The 22,968-nt window shown below is 63.1% G+C and carries 16 protein-coding genes; 9 read left to right on the top strand and 7 right to left on the bottom strand.

All coding sequences use genetic code 11. From position 1 onward, the window contains the following. The first annotated feature begins 7 nt into the window (after positions 1-7). A protein-coding gene (locus tag L0U80_RS21780; protein ID WP_373322092.1) for an IS3 family transposase occupies positions 8-1,143 on the top strand; the annotation gives its coding sequence in 2 pieces (ribosomal slippage) (positions 8-263 and positions 263-1,143; 1,137 coding nt in all). A gap of 27 nt (positions 1,144-1,170) precedes the next feature. Here L0U80_RS21780 and L0U80_RS21775 read toward each other — a convergent pair. After that, the gene (locus L0U80_RS21775; protein ID WP_233869885.1) at positions 1,171-1,674 is read right to left on the bottom strand and encodes an AraC family transcriptional regulator ligand-binding domain-containing protein; all 504 of its coding nucleotides are present in this window, start codon (positions 1,672-1,674) and stop codon (positions 1,171-1,173) included. A 502-nt stretch (positions 1,675-2,176) separates the two neighbouring features. Here L0U80_RS21775 and recC point away from each other — a divergent pair. From recC to recD, 3 genes are read left to right on the top strand one after another with little or no spacing between them, the layout of a single operon-like run. Further along, positions 2,177-5,758 carry an exodeoxyribonuclease V subunit gamma gene (gene recC / locus L0U80_RS21770; protein ID WP_233869882.1) on the top strand — a complete coding sequence of 1,194 codons (3,582 nt, stop codon included), beginning with the start codon at positions 2,177-2,179 and terminating at the stop codon, positions 5,756-5,758. Continuing rightward, positions 5,755-9,564, top strand: coding sequence for an exodeoxyribonuclease V subunit beta (gene recB / locus L0U80_RS21765; protein ID WP_233869879.1), 3,810 nt, complete (start codon positions 5,755-5,757; stop codon positions 9,562-9,564). Before recC ends, recB begins: the two co-directional genes overlap by 4 nt. Continuing rightward, the gene (gene recD, locus L0U80_RS21760; protein WP_233869876.1) at positions 9,561-11,771 is read left to right on the top strand and encodes an exodeoxyribonuclease V subunit alpha; all 2,211 of its coding nucleotides are present in this window, start codon (positions 9,561-9,563) and stop codon (positions 11,769-11,771) included. The genes recB and recD overlap by 4 nt, the downstream gene beginning before the upstream one ends. 81 nt (positions 11,772-11,852) lie before the next feature. Here the strand turns inward: recD and L0U80_RS21755 are convergent, their stop codons facing one another. Then, the gene (locus L0U80_RS21755; RefSeq protein ID WP_233869873.1) at positions 11,853-12,278 is read right to left on the bottom strand and encodes an organic hydroperoxide resistance protein; all 426 of its coding nucleotides are present in this window, start codon (positions 12,276-12,278) and stop codon (positions 11,853-11,855) included. Between the two features lie 356 nt (positions 12,279-12,634). Beyond that, positions 12,635-13,204 (bottom strand): TetR/AcrR family transcriptional regulator, encoded by a 570-nt coding sequence (locus L0U80_RS21750; protein WP_233869856.1) that lies wholly within the window; start codon positions 13,202-13,204, stop codon positions 12,635-12,637. Positions 13,205-13,515: 311 nt separating this feature from the next. Between L0U80_RS21750 and L0U80_RS21745 the strand changes: the two genes are divergently transcribed. The 5 genes from L0U80_RS21745 (at position 13,516) to L0U80_RS21725 (ending at position 19,705) form a co-directional block, all read left to right on the top strand. Beyond that, entirely contained in the window at positions 13,516-14,289 is a 774-nt protein-coding gene (locus L0U80_RS21745) for a DUF3592 domain-containing protein (protein WP_233869853.1), read from the top strand. 303 nt (positions 14,290-14,592) lie between these two features. Next, positions 14,593-16,509, top strand: a complete 1,917-nt coding sequence (locus tag L0U80_RS21740; protein WP_233869850.1) for a putative Ig domain-containing protein — start codon at positions 14,593-14,595, stop codon at positions 16,507-16,509. Positions 16,510-17,082: 573 nt separating this feature from the next. Further along, positions 17,083-17,853, top strand: coding sequence for an ABC transporter ATP-binding protein (locus L0U80_RS21735; protein WP_233869847.1), 771 nt, complete (start codon positions 17,083-17,085; stop codon positions 17,851-17,853). Next, positions 17,850-18,641 (top strand): ABC transporter permease, encoded by a 792-nt coding sequence (locus L0U80_RS21730; protein ID WP_233869844.1) that lies wholly within the window; start codon positions 17,850-17,852, stop codon positions 18,639-18,641. The genes L0U80_RS21735 and L0U80_RS21730 overlap by 4 nt, the downstream gene beginning before the upstream one ends. Further along, entirely contained in the window at positions 18,638-19,705 is a 1,068-nt protein-coding gene (locus L0U80_RS21725) for an ABC transporter substrate-binding protein (RefSeq protein WP_233869841.1), read from the top strand. Before L0U80_RS21730 ends, L0U80_RS21725 begins: the two co-directional genes overlap by 4 nt. Positions 19,706-19,778: 73 nt before the next feature. On the opposite strand, the gene L0U80_RS21720 is transcribed toward L0U80_RS21725, so the two are convergent. The 4 genes from L0U80_RS21720 to L0U80_RS21705 form a co-directional block, all read right to left on the bottom strand. Then, complete coding sequence (locus L0U80_RS21720) at positions 19,779-20,306, bottom strand: hypothetical protein (protein ID WP_233869839.1); 528 nt, start codon at positions 20,304-20,306, stop codon at positions 19,779-19,781. A gap of 65 nt (positions 20,307-20,371) precedes the next feature. Next, positions 20,372-21,007 carry a LysE family translocator gene (locus L0U80_RS21715; protein ID WP_233869837.1) on the bottom strand — a complete coding sequence of 212 codons (636 nt, stop codon included), beginning with the start codon at positions 21,005-21,007 and terminating at the stop codon, positions 20,372-20,374. 110 nt (positions 21,008-21,117) lie between these two features. Further along, a complete protein-coding gene (locus L0U80_RS21710; protein WP_233869835.1) occupies positions 21,118-21,678 on the bottom strand; it encodes a cytochrome b in 561 nt (186 codons plus the stop codon). Further along, a complete protein-coding gene (locus L0U80_RS21705) occupies positions 21,675-22,733 on the bottom strand; it encodes a catalase family peroxidase (protein WP_233869832.1) in 1,059 nt (352 codons plus the stop codon). Before L0U80_RS21705 ends, L0U80_RS21710 begins: the two co-directional genes overlap by 4 nt. Positions 22,734-22,968 lie beyond the last annotated feature (235 nt).

Genomic DNA, 22,968 nt, shown 5'->3' with positions numbered 1-22,968 from the left:
CGAGGAAATGACGAAGAGAACCCGACGGACGCACTCAGCGGCGTTCAAAGCGAAAGTGGCACTGGCAGCGGTCAAAGGTGAGCGCACGCTGGCCGAACTGGCACAGCAGTTTGATGTACATCCGAACCAGATCACGGAATGGAAGCGGCAGTTGCAGGAGCGTGCGGCAGACGTGTTTGGTGCGACAGGTGCACCGTCGAGCGATCCGCCGGTGGACGTGAAAACGCTGCACGCGAAGATCGGGCAGTTGACGCTGGAGAACGATTTTTTGTCAGGAGCGCTCGGCAAAGCCGGACTGCTGAGCGCAAAGCGATGATTGACTGTACGCATGCGCTGCCGGTTTCGCGACAGACGCGACTGGTTGGCATCGCGAGATCGAGCGCATATTACCGGGCGCAGCCGGTCAGCGAGGTCGATCAGTTGCTGATGCGGCGAATCGACGAACTGCACATGGAGTTCCCATTTGCAGGGGCGCGGATGCTGGCGCGCCTGTTGCGCCGGGAAGGCCATGAGGTGGGTCGCCGTCGCGTACGCACGCTGATGAAGCGCATGGGCGTCGAGGCGCTGTACTGCAAGCCGAACACGAGCCGCCGCAACGCGCAGCACAAGATCTGGCCGTACCTGCTGCGCGGCATGAAGATCGAGCGTGCCAATCAGGTGTTCGCCCTCGACACGACGTACATTCCGATGGCGCGCGGCTTCGTGTACCTGACGGCAGTGGTGGACTGGGCGAGCCGCAAGATTCTCGCGTACCGGGTCGCCATCACGCTGGAAGCCACGCACGCCGTCGAGGCGCTGGAAGAGGCGTTCGCCCGCTACGGACTGCCCGACATCGTGAACACCGATCAGGGTAGCCAGTTCACGGCGGGCGCGTTCACCGAGGCGGTGCTGAGCCGGGGCGTGCGGCTGTCGATGGACGGCAAAGGGGCCTGGCGCGACAACGTGTTCGTCGAACGGGTGTGGCGCAGCATCAAGTACGAAGAGGTCTACCTGAAAGCGTACGAGTCGGTCAGCCATGCCCGGCGCTCCATCGGCGAATACGTCGAGCTGTACAACCGGAAACGGCCCCATTCGAGCCTGGCGGATCAGACCCCGGATGAGGCATACTTCGCGACGCTGCCTGCGATCAAATCGGCAGCATGATTGCCTCGGACGTTCCACTTAAAAATCTCAGATGACTGTCCGAACGAGTGAGGCCACCTCTATCCGGTAGAGCATCCCCACGGTCAGTTCCATCGCCTGCTTGCGGCGGGTGGAAGGCGGCAACAGGACGTACGCCCGAATCGCGACGAGGTCGTTTTGATGTTCGATGCGCACCATCAATGAAGCGCTGATCAAACACAGATACCGGCAGACCGTGTCGAGCGCCTGCATGGCCGTCGTTGCCTCTCGTGCCACGAGACCAATGGGACCGAGGTTGGACAGATCGCGCAGTGCCGCGAGCCGCAGCCCGAAGTCCTCGACGCCGCACGCCTCGGCGCTTGCTTCGAGCAACTTGCAGGCCGCCTCCAGACCGACCGAAGCCTCCGGATCGTTGAGGACATGCCTGTTCAGCCCGGCAGACCGCAGCATGACGTTGGCGTCGAGGCCAACGCTGCGTGCGAGCTCCGCATAACCGGCCAGACTTGCGCCGTGGGTGACGGGTAATGGTGTGGTTTTGAGGTCTCCAAACATGCCGTGAAATTAATTCGGTTCATTTTTGGAAATCCTACCATTGCACCGCACGCATTCATCCCGGTGCAATGAAGCTCGTACAGCTGTAAAACGAAAGTCCAGCGAATTTCTGCAAAAACCTTCACGCGGCCAACTTCGGTTCATGCTGCGGATCTTCGGTGGTCGGCTTGTGAGGCCATTCCGCGCGCGTGAGAGGCAAGCCTGCGCGAAGAGCGTCTGGACTGGCATTTCAGTGAACCGTGTGATCCATCGTTCCATGGACCGTCACTACGGCCGACGCCTTGGCACTACGCGCGCAACTGGCCACCGGGGTGATTTTCCCTCAGGGATCACTCCGTACGTCAGACCAGTTCATTCCCGACGCCGATGTCGTAAACTGTGACACCGGGCCGGCTTACCGGCCCGCGTTGCATCGTCACCGTACAAACCCTCGCGACATGGCCGCACATCACATCCAATCCACCCCAGCTTCGCGCGTGCCTGCGCCGCGAAGGAGCCTCGCTTGAGCGCACGCGAACTGCCCACGGGGCTGATGCTCGTCCACGGTAATCAGCCCGAGCGGATGCGCGATCTGATTGTGCAATGGATCGGCCAGAACCCGGTGGCTCCGCTCGAAAAAGAAGTGATGCTCGTGCAAAGCAACGGCATCGCGCAGTGGCTCAAGCTGGCCTTCGCCGCCGATCCCGAGGAGGGCGGTTGCGGCATCGCGGCGGCGCTCGAAATGTCGCTGCCTTCGCGTTTTCTGTGGCAGGTGTACCGCGCGGTGCTGGGTACCGAGGCAGTGCCGGCCGTCTCGCCGTTCGACAAATCGCGGCTCACGTGGCGTCTGATGCGCATGCTGCCGGCGCTGCTGGACGCACCCGGCTACGCACCGCTCAAGCGCTTCATGGCGCAGGACGACGATCAGCGCAAGCGCTTCCAGCTCGCGCAACGTGTGGCCGATCTGTTCGACCAGTACCAGGTCTATCGCGCGGACTGGCTCGCCGCATGGGCCGCGAACGAAGACGTCGTGATCGACGCGCGCAACCAGCGCATCCCGCTGCCCGACGATGCGCGCTGGCAGGCGGCTTTGTGGCGCGCGCTGCTCGACGATGTGGGCGCGCACGCGCAAAACGGAATCGATCTGCGGGAGACGGGCCGTGCGGCCGTCCACGAGGCGTTCATGCGATTCGCCGAAGGCTGGCATGAAGGCGACGAGCGGCCGAAGGCCCTGCCGCGCCGCATCGTCGTGTTCGGCATTTCGAGTCTGCCGCGCCAATCGGTGGAAGTGTTGGCGGCACTCGCGCGCTGGACCCAGGTGCTGCTGTGTGTCCACAACCCGTGTATGCACTACTGGGCCGATATCGTCGCCGACCAGGACCTGCTGCGCGCGCGTCACGCGCGTCAGCACCGCCGCGCGGGCGCGCCCGCCGTGCTCGACGATTCGCAGCTGCATCTGCACGCGCAGCCGCTGCTCGCAGCATGGGGCAAGCAGGGGCGTGATTTCATCGGTCTGCTCGACGAATATGACAGCGATGAAGCGCGCGCGAACTACGCGCCGCATTTCACGCGCATCGGCCAGCGCATTGACCTGTTCGACGGCGATGACCCGCTCACGCTGCTGCAACAGTTGCAGGACGATATCCGCGATCTGCGCCCGTTGAACGAAACGCGCGAGCAGTGGCCCTCGGTCGATCCGGACGCGGACGAATCGATCCGCTTTCACATCGCCCATAGCGCGCAGCGCGAAGTGGAGATTCTGCACGACCGGCTGCTGGCGGCGTTCGAGGCCGATCCGGCATTGCGTCCGCGTGACGTGATCGTCATGGTGCCCGACATCGAGGTCTACACGCCCCACATCCAGGCGGTGTTCGGGCTCGTCGATGCGGACGATCCGCGCTACATCCCGTTCAGCGTGGCGGACCGCGCGCAACGCGCTTTCGATCCGCTGACCGGTGCGCTGGAGATGCTGATCGCGCTGCCTCAGTCGCGCGTCACGGTGAGCGACGTGCTCGACCTGCTGGAAGTGCCTGCTGTGCGCGCGCGCTTCGGAATCGACGCCGATGATGTGCCGACACTGCGCAACTGGATCGACGGCGCGAACATTCGCTGGGGCCTGCACGCGCAGCAGCGTGCGAGTCTCGGGCTGCCGCAGACTGATGAGCTGAGCGCGCCGAATAGCTGGAGCTTTGGTTTGCGACGCATGTTGCTCGGCTATGCGGCGGGCGAGAGCGCGAGCGCGTGGCAGGGCATCGAGCCCTACGCGGATATCGGCGGTCTCGATGCGGCGCTGCTGGGTCCGCTCACGCGTCTCGTGGATGCGCTCGATTCGGCGTGGCAAACGCTGCGCGAGAACGCGACGGTCGACGACTGGTGCGAACGCCTGCGCGCGCTGAAAACGACGTTCTTCGCCACCGATGACCCCGAAGATGCCTACACGCTCGAACGTCTCGACGCCGCGCTCGAAACCTGGCGTGAGGCGTGTGCGGAGGCAGCGCTCACGGACAAGCTGCCGCTTGCGATCGTCGCGGAAAACTGGCTCGGCGTGCTGGATGGCGGCGGTCTGCAGCAGCGTTTCTTCGCGGGTGCGGTGACCTTCGCAACGCTGATGCCGATGCGCGCGATTCCGTTTCGCCGCGTGTGCCTGCTCGGCATGAACGATGGCGACTATCCGCGCAGCCGCACGCCGCTCGACTTCGACCTGATGTGCCGCGACTACCGGCCCGGCGACCGTTCGCGTCGCGAGGACGACCGCTATCTGTTTCTCGAAGCGCTGCTTTCCGCGCGCGACCATCTGCACATTTCGTGGATCGGGCGCAGCGTGACCGACAACACGCCGCGTCCGCCATCGGTGCTGGTGGGGCAATTGCGCGACCATCTGAAGTCGGGCTGGCGCCTCGAAGGCGATGAGGATCGCCCGAACGCGCTCGTCGATGCGTTGACGATCGAGCATCGTCTACAACCGTTCAGCGCCGACTATTTCCCCGTGCGGCCCGCTGCATCACCGCTCTTTACGTACGCGTCGGAATGGAACCGGCCCGCGCCTTTGCGGAGCGCCGCGGCGCGGACCGCGTTGCTGCCGCCGACCGAACGCGATGAACCCGTCTCGATTGCCGAACTCGCCGAGTTCTTGCGCGATCCGGTGCGTAGCTTCTTCCGGCAGCGCCTGCGCGTTGGGTTCGAAGCTGAGGACGCGGCAAGCGAGAATCAGGAGCCGTTCGAAGTCGATGCGTTGCAGGCATGGCAACTCCAGGGCGAACTGATTCGCGCTCAGGTCGCGGCGATGGAGCGCGGCGAGGACGATCTCGAACCGGCCGCACTCGAACGACTTGAACGGATGCACCGTAGCGGCGATCTGGCGACGGGCGGCTTCGGCGAGGTGATGGGTCAGGAATTGCTCGCGCCGATGGGCGAGCTTTTCATCGAATATCGCAAGGCGCTCGCGCGCTGGCCGGAACCGCTCGAGCATCAATATGAAATCCGTCTCGATGCGCAGGTAGAAGGGCGCACGCTGACCGTCGACGACTGGATCGACGATCTGCGTGCGGGGCCCGACGGCGCGCGCGGTCGCGTGATTCTCGATGCGGGCACGCTCATCAAGGCCAACAAATATCGAGGGGAACGGCTCGTCGCTTACTGGGTGGCGCACGTCGCGGCGCAACTGGCAGTGGGTGAAGTGACGACGGTGATCGTCAGCAAGGCGGGCGTGGCGGAATTTTCGCCCGTTGCGCACGACACTGCGCGCGCCTGGCTGATTGCGCTGCTCGGCGCGTGGGACGAAGGCGCGCGCAGGCCGCTGCCGCTCGCGATCAAGACGGCGTTCGCGTGGCTGCGCCGCTTGCCCGATACGTTCGATGGCAGCCGGTCGGCCGTTCCGGATGAAGCATGGGGCGATGCGCGCACCGCATTCAACGGTGCTTTGCGTTCGCCCGGCGAGTGCGAGACGAACCCGTGGTTGCGCCGCGCATTTCCCGACTTCGAGACGCTCGTCGAAAACGACGAATTCATTACGTTGGCGACGACGCTGCTCCTGCCCGTGCAGCGCGCGCCGCTGGCGGCCTCGCGCGCGAAGCGCGACGCGGCCCCTGCTGGAGAAACCGCATGAGCCAGGTGCAGGACGTTACGGCCGAAGAACTGGAGCCGCTGCGCTTTCCGCTCTACGGCAGCCGCCTGATCGAGGCGAGCGCGGGCACCGGCAAGACCTTCACCATCGCGATGCTCTACGTGCGGCTCGTGCTCGGTCATGGTGCGTCGAACGAGTCAGGCGCGCAGGGTACGTGTATGCGGCCGCTCACGCCGCCTGAAATTCTCGTCGTCACGTTCACGGATGCCGCGACGAAGGAACTGCGCGAACGTATCCGCGCGCGTCTGATCGAAGCGGCCGATGCCTTTCGCGCCGATCCGGACGAGGTTCTGTTTGGCGACGCGGGCGGCGACCTTCTGCACGAACTGCGAGAGGACTATCCGCCCGAGCATTGGCCCGCGTGCGCGCGGCGCCTGCAGCTCGCGGCGGAATGGATGGACGAGGCCGCGGTGTCGACGATCCACGGCTGGTGCAACCGCATGCTCAGCGAGCACGCATTCGACAGCGACAGTCTTTTCTCGCAGACGCTCGTCACCGATCAGACCGAATTGCGCGCGGAGGTCGTGCGCGATTACTGGCGCACGTACATGGCGTCGCTGGACGTGCAATCGGCGCAGGAAGTGCGCGAGTGGTTCAGGAATCCAGATGAATTGCACAACGCGATTCGTGGGCTGCTCGCGCATGTGGACCTGCTGCCCGATGCGTCCGAGCCCGCCGCGTCGCTGCTCGATGCGCGCGTGAAGGCTCGTGCGCAACTCGAAGACCTCAAGGCGCCGTGGCGCGTGTGGATCGACCAAGTCAAGGCGCTGCTCGACGACGCCCGCGCAAAGAAGCAGTTCGACGCGAGGAAGCTGAACACGCGCAACTGCGATACGTGGATCGAAAAGTTGCGCACGTGGGCGCACGATCCAGAAATGGAGCACCCCGGCTTCGATGAGAAGGCCGCCGTCTGGACGCGTCTCACGCCCGCCGGCCTCAAGGAAATCTGGCAGCTTGGCAGTGAGCCGCCCGCGCATTCGGCGTTCGTTGCGATGGAAACGCTGCGCGAAGCGCTCGACGCACGGCCGCAAGCGCGGCAGGCGTTGCTGTGCCACTCAGCGCGATGGGTCGCGCAGCGCTTCGAAGAAGAGGAAGCGCGTCGCTCGCAGATGGGTTTCGATGACCTCCTCACGCGTCTCGAGGCTGCCCTCAAGAAGGAAAACGGCGCGCGTCTTGCCGAAATCATCCGCAAGCAATATCCGGTAGCGCTGATCGATGAGTTTCAGGACACGGACCCGGTTCAGTACCAGATCTTCGACAAGGTCTATCGGATCGAGGAAAACGACGCCGATACGGCAATCGTCCTGATCGGTGATCCGAAGCAGGCCATCTACGCGTTTCGCGGCGCCGATATCTATACGTATCTGCGCGCGCGGCGCGCGTGCGAAGGGCGGCTTTATACGCTCAAGACGAACTATCGCTCCACGCGCGCGATGGTGGCCGCGGTCAACCGATGTTTCGGCGCCGCGGAGTCGCGAGCGGAAGGAAGCGGTGCCTTCTTGTTCCGCAGCGCCGGGGGGGAGGCCAATCCGCTTCCGTTCGTTCCCGCCGATGCGAATGGCCGCCCCGAAAGGCTGGTGGCGGGCGACGTCGAGGTGCCGGCGCTCACCGTCTGGTGGCTGCCGCCAGGCGCCGACGGCAAGCCGCTCGCCAGCAAGGGCGCCTACCTCGCGAGCATGGCCGAAAGTTGCGCGACGGAAATGGCGCGTCTCTTGAACCTCGGCGATGCGCAAGCGGCGGGCTTCGAGGGCGCGGACGGTCTGCGCGCGTTGAAGCCGTCCGACATGGCCGTGCTCGTGAACAATCGCGAGGAAGCGCGCGCGATTCGCAAAGCCCTGGAAGCACGCGACGTGCGCAGCGTTTATCTCTCCGATCGCGATTCCGTGTACCTCGCGCCGGAAGCCCAGGAACTGCGCTACTGGCTCGCCGCCTGTGCGGAGCCTGACGATGGCCGGCGCGTGCGCACGGCGCTGGCGACGTCGTTGCTCGGGCTCGGCTGGGATGAACTCGATGCGTTGGGCCGCGACGAGATCGCGTGGGACGCGCGCGTGCTGCAGTTCCGTGGCTATCGCGATTGCTGGCGCAAGAAGGGCGTGCTGCCGATGTTGCGACGCCTCTTCAACGACTTTCACGTGCCACAGCAGCTGCTCGGCGAGACGGCGGGCGCGCTCGCCAACGGCGAACGCGCGCTCACGAACCTGCTGCATCTGGCCGAGCTGCTGCAACAGGCCAGCACGCAGCTCGACGGCGAGCACGCGCTGATCCGCTATCTCGACGAGCAACGCGAGGACGAGAGCGCGGGCGGCGGTGGTGACGCGCGGCAACTGCGGCTCGAAAGCGACGCGGCGCTCGTGCAGGTGGTCACGATCCACAAATCGAAGGGACTCGAATATCCGCTCGTATTCCTGCCGTTCGCGTGCGCGTTTCGCGCGGTCAAATCCGACGATGTGCCGCTCAAATGGCACGACGCAGACGGCGAGCCGCACGTTACGCTCGAAGCGGACGGCCGCGTGCTGCAGCAGGCGGATCGCGAGCGGCTCGGTGAGGACCTGCGCAAGCTCTATGTCGCGCTCACGCGGGCGCGTTACGCGACCTGGGTCGGCTATGCGCCGCTGCAGGGCGTGGAGTCGAGCGCGTTCGGCTATCTCGTGAGTGGCGGCGAGCCGGTGCCAGCGGGGCAAACCGAAGCGCGCCTCGATGCATTACGCGATGGCTCTATAGACATCGATATCGCGCCGGCGCCAGAGCCCGGACACGAACGCTTCGCGATGCGCGAGAGCGCGACGACGCGCGGCGGCGCGCGCACGTTCCCCCATCGCGTGCGCGAACGCTGGTGGATTGCGAGCTATTCGAGCCTTAAGACGGTCGAGGCAGCGCCGGGCGCTTTCGCTGCGCTTTACCCTGACGGCACGCGCGCGGCGCCCGACACGCGCAGCGAGGACGTGTTCCTCGAACTGCTCGACGCTACGACGCCGCCAGAAGAAGACGCAGATCTCGCGCAGACCCTGGCTCCTGCGGGCGAAACGATGCACGGATTCGAACGCGGCGCCGACGCGGGCAGCTTTCTGCACGACCTGATGGAGTGGGCGGCCGACGAAGGGTTCGAAAAGATTGCACAGGATTCCGAACGGATGCGGGTGCGCGACATGGTCGCGCGACGCTGCAGTGTGCGCGGCTGGTCACGCTGGGTCGATCCGATCACCGAATGGATGGTGCATCTCGTGAAGACCCCGCTGCGACTACCCTCCGTGGCGGGCGAGGCGGTGCCGCCGGTCGCGTTCGCGAAGCTCTCGTCGTATATGGCCGAAATGGAATTCTGGCTGGCGGCGCACACCGTCGACACGCTTGAACTCGATGCGCTCGTTACGTCGATGACGCTTGACGGTCAGGCGCGCCCCGCGCTCGACGCCACGCGTCTGAACGGGATGCTCAAGGGTTTCATGGACCTCGTGTTCGAACACGAGGGGCGCTACTACGTGGCCGACTACAAGTCGAACTGGCTCGGTCCCGACGACGCCTCGTACACCGCCGCGAAGATGCGCTCGCAGATTCTGCATTCGCGTTACGAACTGCAGTACGTGCTGTATCTGTTCGCGCTTCATCGCCTGCTAAAGGCGCGCTTGCCCGACTACGACTACGACCGTCACGTGGGCGGGGCCGTCTATATTTTCCTGCGCGGCACGCGCGCGCCGGGGCAGGGGCTGCATATCGAGTGTCCACCGCGCGATCTGATTGAACGACTCGATGCGCTGTTCGCGCGTCACGACGCCGTAGAGGGCATGGCATGACGAGGCGACGCACGAAGGACACGATCGGCGTGACCGGCGACCTGTTCGCGCAACTTGAGATCGACGCAGCCGCTGAGGACACGCCGCGGCGAGCGGTGAGTGAAGTCTCCGAGACGCGCGAATCGACGACACGGATGCTGGCTTTGCTCGACCGCTGGGTCGAGCGCGGCTGGCTACGCGCACTCGATGCCGCATTCGCGCGGTTTCTCTGGACCGAGGCGCGAGAGGCCACGCCGCTCTTGTTGCTCGCGGCCGCGCTTGCGAGTCACCAGCTCGGGCGCGGTCATGTGTGTCTCGACCTCGCGGCGACGCTCGACGATCCTGCGTTCGCGCTGTCGTTGCCGCCCGACGGCCCACCCTCACCTGACGCGGAACCCGCTCAACCGCCTGCCGAAATCCTCGCGGGTGTGACGCTCGCGCAATGGCGCGCGGCGCTCGACGCGCCCGGACTCGTCAGCACCGGGGCCGGCAACACGCCGCTCGTACTGGCGGGCACGCGGCTTTATCTGCGGCGTTACTGGCAATACGAACAGGACGTGCGGGCCGCCATCGTGCGGCGGCTCGCGCGCAGTGCCGAATTCGAGGCTGCGTTGCCGCCCGGCGCGGCGCGGCCCGCGCTCGATGCTCTGTTCCCCGCGCGTGGCGCGCAGGCGGGGGAGCCGCTGCGTGCGGACTGGCAGAAGCTCGCGTGCGCGCTCGCGGCGCGAAGTGCGTTCGGCATCGTCACGGGCGGGCCCGGGACGGGCAAGACGACGACCGTTGTGAAGCTGCTGGCGCTCTTGCAGACGCTCGCACTCGCACAGGGAGGTGCAAGCGGCAGTGCGCGTGCGTTGCGTATCCGGCTTGCTGCGCCCACGGGCAAGGCCGCGGCGCGGCTCAACGAATCGATCGCGGGCGCCGTTGCGCGTTTGCCGTTCGATGATCTTTTGAATGGCGATGCGCTGCGCGCCGCCATTCCCACTGTCGTGACGACGCTGCATCGCGTGCTCGGCACACGGCCTGGCAGCCGGCGCTTTCGCCACGACGCGGCCAATCCGCTGCCCGTCGATGTGCTCGTGATCGACGAGGCATCGATGGTCGATCTGGAGATGATGGCGGCGGTGCTCGATGCGTTGCCGCCCGGCGCGCGGCTTTTTCTGCTCGGCGACAAGGACCAGCTCGCTTCGGTGGAGGCGGGTGCGGTGCTGGGCGAACTGTGTGACCGCGCGCGCGAAGGGCACTATACGGAGGCCACGCGTGCGTGGCTCGAAGCGGCGACCGGTGAGCGCATCGACCCCGCGATGCTCGACGCGCGCGGCACGCCGCTCGATCAGGCGGTCGCGATGTTGCGCGAGAGTCATCGCTTCGCAACGGACAGTGGCATCGGCGCGCTCGCGGATCTGGTCAACGCGGGCGATGCCGAGGGCGTCGGGAAGATCTGGGCACGCGGTCACGCCGATCTCGCGCGCCTCACGTGCTCCAGCACGGACGACGCGCCGCTGCGTGCGCTGGTCGTCGACGGCAGGGCGGCAGACGCTGCGGCGGACCACGACGTTGTTTCGCAGCGTCACGGTTATCGACACTATCTGGAGACGATGCGCACGTTGCGGCCCGCGGCTGGCGCGTTGCCAGAAGCGCTCGCGCAATGGGCGGCCGACGTGTTGAAGGCGCACGGCGAGTTCCAGTTGCTCTGCGCGCTAAGACGTGGTCCGTGGGGCGTCGAAGGTTTGAACCGGCGCGTCGCGCGGCTGTTGCACGAAGAAAACCTGATCGATCCGCGAGGCGACTGGTATGCCGGGCGGCCGGTGCTCGTCACGCACAACGACTACGAACTGGGACTGATGAATGGCGATATCGGCATCGCACTCGAATTGCCGGTGCGCGACGGCGAGCCGCCGGTGCTGCGCGTTGCGTTCCCGGCCGCCGATGGAACGGGCGGCGTGAAGTGGGTGTCGCCGAGCCGCCTGCAAGGCGTGGAAACCGTGTTCGCCCTTACGGTACACAAATCGCAGGGTTCCGAATTCACGCATGCCGCGTTAGTGCTGCCCAACACGTACAGCCCCGTCCTCACGCGCGAACTCGTCTACACGGGCATTACGCGCGCCCGGGCGTATTTCACGCTCGTGCTGCCCGAAGGGCGGCCGGTGCTCGAACGCGCCGTGAAGGCGAAAGTGCAGCGCGCAAGCGGTCTGATGGCGGGACTCGCGCAGGATGCCGGTGCGGCGTGACGCAGGGTTGGCCGAAGCACGAGACGAACGGGCGGGCTGCGTGAGCACCCCGCCCGTTGTCGCGTAACGGCCAGGCGCAGCTTAGACGAGGGTAAGCGTCACGTCGATGTTGCCACGCGTCGCGTTGGAGTAAGGGCACACGATATGCGCCTTGTCGACGAGCGCCTGCGCGGCAGCACGGTCCATGCCGGGCAGCGAGATCTTCAGTTCGACCTCGATGCCGAAGCCGTTCGGAATCGGTCCGATACCGACGCTGGCGTCGATGGCAACGTCGGTGGGAATCGCAATCTTGTCGCGCGCGCCGACGAACTTCATCGCGCCGATGAAGCAGGCGCTGTACCCCGATGCGAACAGTTGCTCCGGGTTCGTGCCCGCGCCGCCCGCGCCGCCGAGTTCGCGTGGGGTGGTGAGTTTGAGGTCGAGGTTGCTTTCGGGCACGACGGCACGGCCATCGCGGCCTCCGGTGACGTGGGCGTGAGCGGTGTAGAGCACTTTTTCGATCGACATGACGGACTCCTGGTGGGTGTTGCTGTAGAAAGGGACTTCAGCGGGAAAATGATTGGCTATGCAGATCGATATCGATCGCTTGTGGGGTGCGTTTGTTTCGCGCAGTAGTAGATCGGCGCCGGAGCGGGCGCGTGACGCGAGGCTTTCGCCAATCCACTCGTCACGACAAATGCCTTAATCCGTTTCGGGTACATGATCCTCGTCCTCGAAAGAAAATCTGGCCGCAATCAAATACTGATACAAAGTGACGGCCGGCGCTCTGTTTCTGAATTTCGCTGTTTATCTATCAGAAGATAGATAACTTGCCCCAAAAAGAAGACGGAGCACCGCCTTGCATCGTGTTCCAGACGGGAAGATCAGGCCGCGCGTTTTCTCCACATCGCGTCCACGTCTTCCAGTCGCGACTTCGCATGAAACAGGCGGCTCGCCAGCGCGCTGCCCTGCAGGGCAGCGAACAGCGCCCGCGCCGAACTTTCGGCGCTGCCGTTGATCACGAGTGTCCCTTCCGACACGCCGGCGGCTAACACCTTCGCCAGCCAGTTTTCGTTGGCGCGAAAGAATGCCTGCACCGCTTTGCGCACGCCGTCGGGCAGCGAATCGATGTCCGCGGCCAGCATGCCGCACAGGCAGATCTGATTGCCGTCGCCGAGCGTCTTGCCGAACGCCTTCGTGTACGCAGTGAGTTTTACGTTCGCCGGCAGTGCAGCATCGACCGCTTGCAGGCCAGCCATCACTTCGTCGCTGTATTGGCGCACTGCTTCGAGCGCCAGATCGTCTTTCGAAGGGAAGTAGTAGTGGATGCTCGACGTCTTGACACCGACCAGGTCTGAAAGATCGCGGTAGCTGAACCCGTTGTAGCCGCGCCTCATCATCAGCGCAATGGCGTGATCCAGGAGTTGTTCGCGAACAGTCGATTTCGTTTCCATGGAGGCTAATTTATCTACTGGAAGGTAGATTGTCAAGGACGATGCGAAAGAAAATGGTTCTTCGCAGATTTCCGGGGAAGGGCTCTGTTCGATCTGGAGCGGACTATCAAGCAAATCGACAGCAGTCGTTCAAAGTACTGGTTACGAGGGAAGTGCTGAACGTCAGTACGATTGCGAACATTTTGGCCATGTGTGTTCTGTTATCCTGGCCGACAAATCGTCGCCGCCAATGGCACGTAAGAACTGTTGCGACAGCGCCGCGACCATTGAATACGGTTTCTCAGAGTCATTTGCCTATTGCGGGGGACAGCATGGTGATTTCCGGTATTGGTCGCCTTGTATTACGGGTAACGGCCGCTATTATTTTTGTGCTTCAAATAGCCCTTATTGCACACCTGAACTGGGCGTCAACTACGGTAGCCCTGATCGTAGCGGTGCCAGTGGTGTTTGTTCTGATGCAGTTGATGCAGAGGAAACCAGGGGACGGCGAGCAAGCACTGGCATCAGGAATTGGATCGAACGCGCCAGTTGACGGAGCAGCTACAGCGCAAACTCAAAAGGCTAGTCCGGCGACGATGAAAAAAATCGCAGTCTATTTGTTCGTGATTGCTTGCTTCGCAACCATACCTCCATACCAGACGCTCCGTATGGCCTTGAATTTGCATGACGAGCAGGCTTGGCCCTCAGTAAAAGGGCAAATTCAAGCAGTCCGGGTCGGCTCGACTACTTCGAAAGGCCGTACCGACTGGTATCCGGTCTGGTCCTATTCGTACGTCGTCGAAGGCAAACCGTATAGCGCAGGAAATAGAGACCTGACGGGGCGATTCGAGGTTGCAGGCTTCAATTCAGAAGACAGTGCTATTGCTGCCGCTGCCAACAGACCGACCGGTGCTGATGTCACGGTTTTTTATGATCCGACTGCCCCGCAGCATTCTGTATTGGACCGGCGGAAGATGTCTGATCTGGACTGGGAGGTGTTGCTAATGACTTTGCTTTTCCCGCTGATACCTATTGCGGCAGCCGCGGTAGTTTATGGGCGAGTTTGCGCAATTGATAAAGCTAGAAGTGGTCTTTCGGACAATTAAGCACCGGGAAGCATAAGCGAGGTCTGCTGCCCGATCAGACGCTATGCAGATGCCATGTCCACGCCACGCGTCGCCGGGCACGTTTCCTAACCAGCGTATCTGCGCAGCCAGAGCGGAATGGCCGAGACAGTCAGCCGATCCGAGACGTAAGCGGGAAGGTTGGTTCAGCCGCGGAAATAAGTCGATCACCCGCTGTGGCAACGCGAAGAGAAGACACGCAAGCCATCACGCGCTCGCCGCTATTTCTGGCTGATTTTTTCGCCATGCGACCTAAGCTGATAAAAGTGAGCGAGGGTCGAATCCATGCGTTCAAGGCAAGTCGAAACCTGCGTGCTGCTACTTGCTGCGATGCTTGCTGCGAGTTGCAGCAATGGTGATGGAGGCGTCAAGAGCACGCCACTGACCGCACCGGCCGGATTGACCGAACGCGACGTCGAGGTTGTCTACACGCAGGGCACTGCAATTATTCCCAATACGCTCAGCAGCAACAGCCCCATCACGCAGTGCAGCGTGTCGCCGCCTCTGCCCGCTGGACTATCTCTCGACCCTCGTACCTGCGCGATCAGCGGCAAGCCAAACAGCGTCTCTCCCGACACCACTTATACGATCAGCGCCAGCAATGCTGCGGGCAGCGAGTCGATCAAGGTCGAAATCGAGGTCAAGGCCCAGGCGATCGCCCCGGAAACCCTGAATTACCTGAACGCCGTTGTGATTTATACGACCGGCGCGCCGATCATTCCCAACACACCGATCGCCACAGGCGGAGAGATCACGCTGTACAGCATCTCGCCGGCCCTGCCGGCGGGGCTTCAGTTCGATCCGCAAACAGGCATCATCTCGGGCACCCCCGAGGCAGTAAGCCCACCGACCGTCTACACGGTGATCGGCAGCAACAGCGTCGACTCTGTCGAGACCCAGCTCACGATCGAGGTCCACGCTGTAACTCAGCCACCGACGAGCCTCAGCTATTGGGATCTGGCTCCCGTCTATCTAGTGGGCCATCCGATCTCATACGACGAGCCGCTGTCCACCGGCGATGAAATAACCTTCTTCTCGGTGTCGCCAGCGCTACCTGACGGATTGAGCATCAATCCGCAGACAGGCGCGATCAGTGGTACACCGACCACGGTGCAGCCGCCGACAACCTACACGATTACCGGCAGCAACAGCGCGGGCAGCGTCTCGGTGCAGATCGTCATTAGCGTCGACAACCCGGTGACCGGACAGTGGACACCTGCAGGCTCGATGAATCAGGCACGGTTCCAGCACACGGCCACGCTCTTGCTCAATGGCCAGGTCCTCGTCGCCGGGGGACGAAGAAAGCAAACCACTGCCTCTGCCGAACTGTACGATCCGGTTGCCAACACCTGGACATCGACCGGCAACCTGACCCAGGCGCGGCAAGCCCACTCGGCGACGCTGCTCCCGAACGGCCGCGTGCTCGTGGCCGGTGGATTTAAAGCGGGCGCCGGCAGTGAACAGTCGTCGGCGGAGTTGTACGACCCGGCCTCGGGTAGCTGGTCGTCGACCGGCAGCATGATTAATGCGCGTGATAGCCACACGGCCACGCTGTTACCCAACGGCCTCGTGCTCGTAGCGGGCGGCGAGGGCAAGGCGGGAGCGCTGTCGTCGGCCGAACTGTACAACCCGGCGACGGGAAGTTGGTCACTAACGGGCGCCATGACGCAAGCGCGCTTTTTCCATACTGCCACGCTGCTGGCCAACGGCCTTGTCCTGGTCGTGGGCGGGACGAGTGATTCAGGCGTCCTTTCTTCTGCGGAACTCTACAATCCGGCAACGGGCACCTGGTCACCCACGGGCAGCATGAGTCAGGTGCGCACTAACTTCGCCACCGCGTTACTGAGTGACGGTACGGTGCTTGCCATAGCCGGAACGGACGGAAACACAGAACTCTCGTCAGTCGAGCGGTACAGCCCTGCCACAGGCACGTGGACATCGACCGGCAGCCTCATCCATGCGCGCGACTTCCTGACTGCCACGTTGCTGCCCAACGGCAGGGTGCTTGCAGCCGCCGGTCTGTCCGGGAGCGATCTCTACTCGGACGAGCTCTACGATCCCACCACGGGTACCTGGACGCAGGCCGCAAGCCTGAGCTGGGCGCGCGAGCAGCATACGGCTACGTTGCTAGGTGACGGTAGCGTGCTGATAGCCGGGGGACTCGGTCGCGGCATACTGGCTCACGCCGAACGGTTTCATTGATACGCGGATGCAGATCGCGATTCGGCAGTTAGTTAACGACCAGCGTCGATACAACACGCCATCTCGGCCGCGACGCAGAAACACACTCGACACCAGCATTTCACGTCACGCGAAAAAACGTCGTAACTGAAAGCAGGTGAGATGTATCTCGTGATTTCCCCGCGATTTCGCTGCGGATTATGGCGGCCGCATGGTTGGGACGCAAAGAGATCGCGGCGTCTGCGATCGTAGCCCGTAACCAGCAGCCGGCGCCCTGGAGGTGGCGGAGCAAACCGCCGTTTGATAATTGAAAGCTGTGGCCGCCTGGCGAACGGCCAGGCCATCCATTACGTCTGGTGCGATGCGGCTGTTCAAGCTGTGAGATGCAATTGGCTAACCGTTCCGCGAGGACGCGCTTGCCTTGTATTGCAGTCAATAAATGCCATACTCAGACCACAGCAATCGGCGGGGAGGAGGACTGTGACTTCTGCCCGGCTATTCAGGATCGGTCGTCCACGCCACGCGCCAGCCCAATCGAAGGGACTCGCCGCGGAACCTGATGCGATATCCTCGTCTGCAAACGACGCGCAACTCTTGAGTGAGTTTATCGCCGTCGCGCGGCTCTCAAAGTCCTATGAGAGGGGGGGCGAGTCCGTTCTAGCGCTTGACGATATCAATCTCACTATCGCCGACGGCCAGTTTGTCGCTGTTGTTGGGCCCTCCGGCTGTGGTAAGTCAACGCTGCTCAAGATCCTGGCTGGGTTGATGCCAGCCTCCCGCGGCGAGGCGCGCCTTCGCGGCAGGCCGATCGAAGGCCCGCGCCGCGACATTGGAGTTGTCTTCCAGTCACCGGTGCTCTTCCCGTGGCGTAGCGTACTCAATAACGTGCTGCTTCCGGCTGACGTACAGGGGCTCGCGCGCGACCGAATGCGGAGCCACGCCCTCCAGCTTCTTGCCCTCGTCGGATTGCAGGGTTTCGAGCACCGCTATCCGTGGGAACTGTCCGGTGGTATGCAGCAGCGCGTTGCCCTCATCCGCGCCCTCGTGCACGATCCCGCCATCCTTTTGATGGACGAGCCATTTGCCGCGCTCGACGCGATGACGCGCGAGCAGATGAACCTCGAGTTGCAGCGCGTGTGGCTGGAGCGCAGGAAAACGGTGCTCTTCATCACACATTCGATCACTGAGGCCGCATTTCTGGCCGATCGCGTAGTGGTCATGACACCCAGGCCGGGCCGCATCAAAGACGATGTTGCGATCAACCTTCCTCGTCCGCGCACCCTCGACGTCATGACGTCGTCTGAATTCGGCGCGCACATACGTCGCATCCGCGCCGGTGTGGAGGCGAAAGGAGTGATCGCATGATGCCTTTGCGCTTGTCTATTCTCCGTCTGCTGCTAGTCGTCGGAGTGCTGGTGATCCTTGAGGCGACGGTACGTATTCTCGCGATCCCGAAGTTCATCCTGCCAACACCGTCGAGCGTACTGATTGCGCTGTGGCACGGTCTGTCGAGCGGCCTCTATATCTCACATCTGGGAATCACTTTCGCCGAGACGCTGCTCGGCTTTGTTGCTGGCTCGGTCCTGGCGCTCGTCGTGGGCGCCGCGGTCGCGATGAGCCGGCGCGTCGAGTATTTCCTCTATCCGTTCATCGTGATGTTTCAGGCCACGCCGAAAGTCGCACTGGCGCCATTGATCATCATCTGGTTCGGCCTCGGCATCATGTCGAAAGTGGTGCAGGCGGCGTTGACCGCGTTCTTTCCGCTGATGGTCAACACCATTGTCGGACTGCGCTCGGCCGACGAGGATCGGGTCAACCTGATGCGCTCGCTCGCGGCAAGCGAGTTCCAGATTTTCTGGATGCTGCGCTTACCGACTGCGTTGCCGTTCATTATCGCGGGAGTCGAGATCGCCATGATCTTCGCCCTCATCGGTGCGATCGTCGCAGAATTCGTCGGCGCGAACGCAGGGCTGGGAATGTTGATACAGAGCATGAACTTCACGCTCGACGTTGCCGGCCAGTTTTCCGTGCTGCTCATCCTTTCGGTAATGGGCCTCGCTCTTAACGCGTGCATTCACTTTATCCGACGTCGGGTACTGTTCTGGGATACGTCCGAAAAAACAATGCATCCGATCTCAGGAGGCAAGCCATGAATCGCGTCCTCCTGGTTGCAGTGGCAATGACGGTTATGGCTTCCCTGTCGCTACGCGACGCCGCGGCGGACGATACGATCAAGGTCGGTTGGTGCGCCCGGACGGTGTCCTCCGCAGTGGCACCCTTCGCGATAGCCACCAAGCTCGGCTGGTACAGGCAATCGGGGATCAAGGTTGAACTCGTGCCGCTGCCTGGCTCGACCGAGTGCGTAAAGCAATTGGCCAGAGGCGAGGTGGTCTTTGCGCTGGCCACGGTCGATCCGCTTGCAATTATTCACCCGCAGGGCGTCAAAGGAAAAATCTTCTATACCGCCTACCAAAGCAACATCGACGGTATTGCCGTACCAAAAGAAAGTTCCATCAGAAGTGTTGCCGACCTCAAGGGCAAGAAGATCGGCGTCAGTTCGATGTCGGCGAACGGCGTGATCGAAGCTCGAGCGATAGCGGCGACGAACGGGATGAACCCGGACACCGACATTACCATCGTGGTTGTGGGAGAAGGGGCACAGACTGCGGCGTTGGTGCGCTCGAAACAGGTCGACGCCCTCAGCCAATACGATACGCAGTACGCACTGGTCGAGAACGCGGGCGTCAAACTCCGGATGCTTCCCACCGGCGAGATCGAACATTTCCCGGCGAATGGCTTGATGGCTCTCGATGAGACGCTGCGGAACCGTCGTCAGGAGGCGGTGGCCCTCGCCGAAGGCTATGCGAAGGGGACAATATTTGCTATCGCCAATCCGGAGGCGGCGGTGCGGATTGTGTGGGACGTCTACCCGCAGACGAAACCGACCGGCAAGGATGAGGCAACGGCACTTGCCGATGACGTCAAGGTATTGCAGGCGCGCGTCGTCAACTGGAAGCTTGACAAGGCGGGGGTCCGGAAATGGGGTGAAAGCTCCGAGGCGAACTACGCCGCCTTGGCTGATTTCCTTTTGAAATGGAAGGTGATACCCGAAAGGGTCGACGTGAAGGACATCGTCACAAACGAAATCATTGGCGAGATCAATCGCTTCGATCCGGCGGCGATCGAAGCTCAGGCGAGAGCATATAAGTTCAAGTAAGCTCGGCCGGCTGGCCTTTGCTGCAGCCATCAGACAGGCGGACTTGCGCTCCCGGACTGCGGCCCGAAGTCGGTCACAATACTGTGCCAGTGCGCCCGCGAACTGGTTCCGCTCTGGCCGACTTCCAGAACAGAAAGTAGGCTGCTGGGACAAAATAAAAGAGCAACCAGTGACCGGAGAATCCTCTCAATTCGTTGGCCTTGAACGCGGTGAACTCGGAGGGAGTTAACTGCCGGATAAATTTACCGTGATTCAAGAGGACGTATTTACCATCCTGAACCGCAGGCATTCCGCCTTCAGTGTGAAGCATGAACAGGAGAAAGTTCATGACCACGTAGACGAAAATCATACCGCCCAGTACAGCAACCCAGTTTGGTACGCCTTTCCACAAGAGCCACAAATTGCCTTTGCCTCCCAGTTCCTTCCGACATAGAAAAACAAACGGAGCAAAGACGACAAAAACACCAGCATGGAGTGCCCAGATGGACGGAATGGTCGCTGCGAGATTGAAGCCCATCAGCGCACTTACATGGACAACGAGCGAAATTACAAAGCCAGTCAGCGCGCTGACGCCCAATGCATATCGCAATTTTTGGTTCATGAGTAGGTGAGTCGCCCGAAAGCTCACCTACGCCAACGAGCGTTGCCGCAATGAGTGAGCGGCAGTCACAGTCCGCGGTGTCCCGCAGTGAAAATGAGCCGCAGACCGAGCGCGGCGATGGCGCCAGCTGCAGCGCGGTCGATCCAGCGCTTGGCACGCAGATAAAGCTCGCGCGGACGCTGGCTCGAAAAGCAGAGCGCGACCACGGTGTACCACCCGGTTTCGATCGCGAACACGAATGGCGGCAGCGCGAAATAGCACCACAGCGGAGGATTGTGCGGCAGGAGCGCGACGAAGATGCTGCCGTAGGCGATGGCCGTCTTCGGGTTGCTCAGTTGCGTGGTCAGGCCGACCCAGAACGACTTGCCCGGACGACTGACCGTCGAAGCGGTACCGTCCATCGAGATCGGCTGCGCCGCGCCACGCCAGATGCGCGAGGCGATGTAGAGCAGGTACGCGCCGCCCGCGATCTTGAGCCCGGCATAGAGCCATGCGACGGTGGCGAGCACGGTGTAGAGGCCGGCGAGCGCGATGCCTGCGAAGCAGATCGCGCCAGTGCCCATGCCGAGCGCGGTGGCGACGCCGTCGCGGCGCGACAGTCCGATCGAGTTGCGGGCGACGAGCACGAAGCTCGGTCCCGGGCTCATGGCGCCGAGCAGGACGGCGGCGAGGATGCTGACGACGGCGGCAAGTGGGGACATGGCGGGGCCTCTTTGGGGATTTGCGCGCCAGAATAGCACGAGGAAAAGCGTCCGTCCGGGCACGGCATGCGTCTCCTGCCCACTATCAAATGCGCGGCCCGGCGTGCGCTTCAGGCGCGCGTCGTTTGAGTGCGAGCCTCGCCCCGCAGCATGCTCGCGAGCACACCGTCGCGGCGGATCAGTCCATGGAAGAGCGCGGCGCCCAGATGCAACAGCACGATCGAGAAGAGCGCCAGCGCGAACCAGGTATGGGCTGCGCGTAGCCACGCATACAGCGCGACGTTGTGTGGCGCGATGGGCGGCAGGTGAACGCCGCCGAACATCACGACCGGATAACCTCCTGCCGAGAGCATCGACCACCCGATTAACGGCATCGCCATCATCAGGACGTAGAGCGCGAGATGCGATGCATGCGCGGCGGCACGCTGCCAGGCAGAAAGATCGCGAGGCAACGGCGGCGCACCGCGCACGAGACGCACGACCGCGCGTACGATCACGAGCCCCAGCAGCGCAATGCCGAGCGGCCGGTGCACTGCGAGCAGCGTCGTGTGCAGCCGCGAAACGGTCGACACCATTCCCACGCCGACGAACAGCATTGCAATGATCAGTACTGCCATCGACCAATGAAGCAGGCGCGCAAACGCGCTGAAGTGATGTTGCGGCTGCTTCATGGCTGCGCGTCTCCGTGCGATGCCGCGGACTTCGCTTCTTCTCGCGTGCGGCGGTTGAACGAAACGGCATAGGCGGCGGAGCGGGCGGCCAGCAACGGGTCGTCCGAGGGCGTCAGGCCGGCCGGGAGAATGGTCGGGTCGAAGTTCACGTCGCGGCATACGCCTTCGCTCTGCGCCGAGGCGCGCTGAAGTACGAGCGTGCCTGCGTCGATCTGCTCGCGGCTGGCGGGCCATGCTTGCGTCGCGTCGTTCGTGGGGTCGCCGGGCTGCGCGACCGTGAGCACGAGGTGCCAGCGCAGCGGGCCTTGCGCGAGGCGTGCGTCGAGATCGTCGGAGAGGAAGTCGGGCCGTTCCGCTGCTTCGGCGGATAGAGGGGCGTAAGGCGTTTCAGGAACCGTCTGCCAGCGGATCGCATGGTGCTGTCCGCCTGCATCGGTCGCGATGAACGCGTTGATGCTGTAAAACGCGGTATTCGCGAAGCTCGACGAAGGCGCGTGCGTCTTGACCCATTGCCGGAATGGCAGTGTCTCAGGGTTCGCGCGATTGAACGCATCGAGCTTCGCCGCGTCGGGCTTGCCGGTGGCCGGATCTGGCTTCGATGCAACGAGTTGCCCGTAGAACTGCTGCGGCGTATGCACGGGAAACACCGGCGTCGAATTCATCCCCGTGCGCCATTGTTCGCCATCTTGCAATTGGAATAGCAGCGCCATGCTGCGCACGGGGACGCTACTATCGGGTGCCGACGGGTTGCTGCCGGGAATCGCGAAACGCCCGACAATGGGCGTGCGGCCCGGCGCGAATACTTCGGCGCTCGACACCTTTGCACCATTGCCATTGCTTTCGAACTGGCCCTCCACGCAGATTCCCTTCGCGTGATTGCGACGGTAGCCCGGATGCGTGCCATAGTTTGCTTCGAACGTATCGACGATATGGGGCGCATTGACGCGTCGGGGCGTGAGCCATCCGGCGGTCCAGGCGAACGCGAGCGCGGCACAGCCTGTCACGGCTGCTATGGCTGCGAGCCGGCAGGGGATGCAGATGGTTGGACGATTCATGATCGGGCCCGGTGTCGTGCAGGGTTGGGCGCGAGGCAAGGCTGAATCGAAAGTACGGACGGGAGTTGTGCGAAACGGGAAGACATGATCGGTCCAGTCAAAGGCCGCGGTGGCCGGTACTGATGCGAACAGTCTCTCGACGCGTTCTATTCCATGTTTTTTCGCTGCTGTCCGGCGCGTATTCTGCCGGTTCGAAGGCGCTCGATGACGGCCAGTGGCTCGTTGTCAGCGCGCG

Source organism: Paraburkholderia adhaesiva (assembly GCF_021390575.1).
GTDB classification, from domain to species: Bacteria; Pseudomonadota; Gammaproteobacteria; order Burkholderiales; family Burkholderiaceae; genus Paraburkholderia; species Paraburkholderia adhaesiva.
Note: the sequence above shows the minus strand (reverse complement) of the source record. Positions and strands in the feature narration are given on the sequence as shown.